Genomic DNA, 3,459 nt, shown 5'->3' with positions numbered 1-3,459 from the left:
GCAGAACACGCCGCAGGGCGAACTGGATCTTGGTGAAATCGAGGCGAGCGGTCTCACCACCGCGCAGACAAGTGCGCAGTTCGACCTATCGCTGTCGTTGGAAGAGAGTGCGAGTGGAGTCGTCGGCAGTCTGACCTATGCGACGGCATTGTTCGAGCATTCGACATTGCAGCGCTGGATGGGCCATTGGCAGCATCTGCTGGCGGCGATGGTGTCCGAAGGCGCTGAAGATCAGTTGGTAGACCGTCTGCCGTTGCTGGACGATGCCGAACGCCATCAGCTGCTGACGCAGTGGAATGCAACAGCAGCGGATTATCCGCGCGATGCCTGTGTGCACGAATTATTCGAAGCGCAGGTGATGCGTGATCCATCGGCAATTGCGATTGTTCAAAACAATGTCGCGCTGACGTATGGTGAGTTGAATGTGCGTGCCAACCAGTTGGCGCATTACCTGCGCGAATTGGGCGTGCACCCGGATGAATGCGTGGCAGTGTGCGTGCAGCGCAGTGTCGAGATGATGGTGGCGTTGCTGGCGGTGTTGAAGGCGGGCGGTGCGTATGTGCCGCTGGATCCGGCCTATCCGCCTGAGCGCTTGTCCTACATGCTCAGCGATTGCGGCGCGGTGGCGGTGCTGATGGATACTGTCAGCGCTCACCTTGTCGAGGACAATGTGACCTCGGCAGTGATCGTCGACCTGCAAGCCGATGGCGAACGCTGGCAGCACCTGCCGGACAGCAATCCTGGCCGCCATGCCAATGGTCTGACCGCGCGGCATCTGGCGTATGTGATCTATACGTCAGGATCGACCGGTGCGCCCAAAGGTAACACGCCGCAGGGCGAACTGGATCTTGGTGAAATCGAGGCGAGCGGTCTCACCACCGCGCAGACAAGTGCGCAGTTCGACCTATCGCTGTCGTTGGAAGAGAGTGCGAGTGGAGTCGTCGGCAGTCTGACCTATGCGACGGCATTGTTCGAGCATTCGACATTGCAGCGCTGGATGGGCCATTGGCAGCATCTGCTGGCGGCGATGGTGTCCGAAGGCGCTGAAGATCAGTTGGTAGACCGTCTGCCGTTGCTGGACGATGCCGAACGCCATCAGCTGCTGACGCAGTGGAATGCAACAGCAGCGGATTATCCGCGCGATGCCTGTGTGCACGAATTATTCGAAGCGCAGGTGATGCGTGATCCATCGGCAATTGCGATTGTTCAAAACAATGTCGCGCTGACGTATGGTGAGTTGAATGTGCGTGCCAACCAGTTGGCGCATTACCTGCGCGAATTGGGCGTGCACCCGGATGAATGCGTGGCAGTGTGCGTGCAGCGCAGTGTCGAGATGATGGTGGCGTTGCTGGCGGTGTTGAAGGCGGGCGGTGCGTATGTGCCGCTGGATCCGGCCTATCCGCCTGAGCGCTTGTCCTACATGCTCAGCGATTGCGGCGCGGTGGCGGTGCTGATGGATACTGTCAGCGCTCACCTTGTCGAGGACAATGTGACCTCGGCAGTGATCGTCGACCTGCAAGCCGATGGCGAACGCTGGCAGCACCTGCCGGACAGCAATCCTGGCCGCCATGCCAATGGTCTGACCGCGCGGCATCTGGCGTATGTGATCTATACGTCAGGATCGACCGGTGCGCCCAAAGGTGTGATGATCGAGCACCAGGGTTGTGTCAATTTATACTATCACTACGCGCTGCGCTATTTAAAGCAGGGCGAGAAAGTGCTGGTTGTCTCTTCTTTTTCTTTTGACCTGACGCTTAAGAATATTTTTTCTCCATTATGTGTTGGCGCTAGTGTGGTGTTGGCGCCGGCAGGTGTAATGGTGGGTTCGAGTGTATTGAGCCTTCTTGAGTCGAGTGGTGCGGTGTTGATAAATTGCGCGCCAAGTCAATTGTATGGAGTTTTTGATGAATTTGGTTCTAGAGTTGAGGGAATTAAATTTGACCAGCTTCGCTATATTTTACTCGGTGGAGAGGCGATAAAGGGAGAGCGTTTTTCTGCGTGGATTTCAGGTGATGAGAAATATGTATTTGTAAATAGTTACGGGCCATCTGAGATCACGGACGTTGCTGTCGATGGCGTAATAGAAGATCTTTTTGCATCGGAAACGATGCCAATCGGTTGGGCGTCCGATTTCCAATGTGCGCATCTACATCCTGGATACACACGGCGCACCGGTACCGATTGGGGTGGTCGGCGAGCTGTATATCGGTGGCGATGGCGTCGGGCGTGGGTATCTCAATCGAGCGGCATTGACCGCCGAGCGCTTCCTCACGGATCCATTCAGCACCGATCCGGCGGCACGGATGTACCGCAGTGGCGATCTGGGCGGCACGGATGTACCGCAGTGGCGATCTGGGGCGTGCGTTGGCGTGCCGATGGCACGATCGAGTTCGTGGGACGCAACGATCACCAGGTCAAGATCCGTGGTTTCCGCATCGAGTTGGGCGAGATCGAGGCACGCTTGAGCGCGCATGCGGAGGTGCGCGAGTGCGTGGTCGTCGCGCTTGATGGCGTGCCGATGGCACGATCGAGTTCGTGGGACGCAACGATCACCAGGTCAAGATCCGTGGTTTCCGCATCGAGTTGGGCGAGATCGAGGCACGCTTGAGCGCGCATGCGGAGGTGCGCGAGTGCGTGGTCGTCGCGCTTGAGACCGACGGCAGGGACAGAGAAGCAGGGACAGAGAAGCGAGCGGCTGGTGGCGTATTGGGTCGGTCACGAAGCTGTTGATGCTGCCGCATTGCGCAGTTGGCTATCGGATGGACTGCCCGATTACATGGTGCCAGCGGCCTATGTGCAGTTGGAGCTGCCGCATTGCGCAGTTGGCTATCGGATGGACTGCCCGATTACATGGTGCCAGCGGCCTATGTGCAGTTGGATCGTTCGCTTGCCGCTGACTTGCCGCTGACCCCGAACGGCAAGCTGGATCGCAAGCAAGGCATTACCCGCACCGGATGCGGCGGCCTATGCGGCGTTGACGTATGAAGCACCACAGGGCGAGATCGAACACACCATTGCCGCGATCTGGCACGAATTACTCGGTCTGGGCATTACCCGCACCGGATGCGGCGGCCTATGCGGCGTTGACGTATGAAGCACCACAGGGCGAGATCGAACACACCATTGCCGCGATCTGGCACGAATTACTCGGTCTGGAGTGAGACCATCGGACGGCATGACAATTTCTTCGCCCTGGGCGGGCATTCGTTGCTGGGCGTGCGCCTGATGTCGCGCATTCGCAGCGCATTGGGGGTGGAACTGCCGCTGGCGACCTTGTTCGCCCAACCGCGCCTGGCCGAGTTGGCTCACGCCCTGGCAAGCGCTACCGCCAGTACGTTGCCGCCCATCGTTCCAGCCGATCGAGATGCACCCCTGCCATTGTCCTTCGCGCAACAACGGCTATGGTTCCTGGCGCAATTCGACGAACGCGCCGCGCAGGCGTACACCCTCTCTGGCGTG

General features: G+C 58.8%; 4 protein-coding genes. All 4 read left to right on the top strand.

Annotation, left to right across the window (positions count from 1 at the left end; genetic code table 11):
- Nucleotides 1–2,608: AMP-binding protein (locus XANALMUS060_RS17955; protein ID WP_152640597.1), on the top strand; the 2,608-nt coding region annotated here is incomplete at its 5' end.
- A gap of 206 nt (nucleotides 2,609–2,814) precedes the next feature.
- Nucleotides 2,815–2,985, top strand: coding sequence for an amino acid adenylation domain-containing protein (locus XANALMUS060_RS20825; RefSeq protein ID WP_161795486.1), 171 nt, complete (start codon nucleotides 2,815–2,817; stop codon nucleotides 2,983–2,985).
- 29 nt (nucleotides 2,986–3,014) lie between these two features.
- Nucleotides 3,015–3,161 carry a hypothetical protein gene (locus tag XANALMUS060_RS20820; protein ID WP_161795485.1) on the top strand — a complete coding sequence of 49 codons (147 nt, stop codon included), beginning with the start codon at nucleotides 3,015–3,017 and terminating at the stop codon, nucleotides 3,159–3,161.
- Nucleotides 3,124–3,459, top strand: a 336-nt coding sequence (locus XANALMUS060_RS17950) for a phosphopantetheine-binding protein (protein ID WP_235430594.1), incomplete at its 3' end; no start/stop codon positions are given. The genes XANALMUS060_RS20820 and XANALMUS060_RS17950, both read left to right, overlap by 38 nt.

Origin of the sequence: Xanthomonas sp. MUS 060 (assembly GCF_000963215.1) — a bacterium.
GTDB lineage: Bacteria > Pseudomonadota > Gammaproteobacteria > Xanthomonadales > Xanthomonadaceae > Xanthomonas_A.
This window is presented reverse-complemented; position numbering and strand designations above follow the sequence as displayed.